The following is a 1063-nucleotide window of genomic DNA, read 5'->3' as shown; positions in this document are numbered from 1 at the left end:
CTAAATTATGAGCGGGAAGCGCTATACCGAAGAGTTCAAGGTTGAGGCGGTGAAGCAGGTCACCGACCGGCGGTACAAGGTTGGGGAAGTCGCTGAGCGACTGGGTATTACCAGCAAGAGCCTGTATGGCTGGATTGCAAAATACGGTGACCAAGGCTCTCAGCACCAGACTATCAATAGCCAACAGGATGAAATCAAGAAGCTGAAGGCCCAGCTTCGTCGCGTCACCGAAGAGCGCGATATTTTAAGGAGGCCGCAGCGTACTTTGCAAGCGAGTCAAGGAAAGATGCGCGTTCATATAATCACGGCTCGATAAGTACTCCATTGCGGCCATTTGTCGCGCTCTGCAGGTTGAGCGCCCTGGCTTTTATGCCTGGCAGGAAAAGCCAAAAAGCAAACGTCAGATTGAAGTTGAGCGGCTGTTGGCTCTAGTCAAACAGTTCTGGATAGAAAGTGGATTTTCCTACGGAGATCGCAATATTGCGCTGGATCTAAAAGACCGTGGCGAAAGTTGCGGTAAGAACCGGATCTACCGGATCATGCGTCAGGCTGGGTTTCGTTCTCAAAGAGGTTATAGAAGGCACCGAGGCTTTGCAGGTGAGGATCTCAGCCATGCCGCGCCGATTACGCTTGACCGTCAGTTAGAAGTGAACTGCCCCAACAAGGCTTGGGAACGGACTTTACCTATATTCGCACCCACGAAGGCTGGCTGTATTTGACGGTTGTGCTGGATCTCTTCTCACGCCAGGTTATCGGCTGGAGCATGAAGAGCAATCCGCGTGCTGACTTGGTAATCGACGCACTGCTTATGCTATATGGCGGCGCAAGCCAAAGGAACGTGTACTCATCCATTCCGACCAGGGCGTGCAGTACACCTGCTCGGACTGGAGGAGTTTCTCTCAGACAATAATCTAGAAGCAAGCATGAGTCGCCGGTGCAACTGCCACGACAATGCAGTAGCAGAGAGCTTCTTCTCGTTACTGAAGGGTGAGCGAATCAAACGTAAGATATTCAAAGACAGAAATGAAGCGCGGGCGGAGATATTCAATTACATTGAGTTTTC

Annotated in this window: 1 pseudogene; it reads left to right on the top strand. The window is 51.2% G+C overall.

Going from position 1 to position 1063, the window contains the following annotated elements:
- Positions 1 to 7: 7 nt before the first annotated feature.
- Positions 8 to 1063 (top strand): annotated as a pseudogene (locus QSJ80_RS15550) (IS3 family transposase); the annotation flags it as partial.

This window comes from Biformimicrobium ophioploci, from assembly GCF_030270605.1.
Taxonomy (GTDB): Bacteria; Pseudomonadota; Gammaproteobacteria; order Pseudomonadales; family Cellvibrionaceae; genus Biformimicrobium; species Biformimicrobium ophioploci.
The sequence above is the reverse complement of the archived record's forward strand: the minus strand, read 5'-3'. Positions and strand labels throughout refer to the sequence as shown.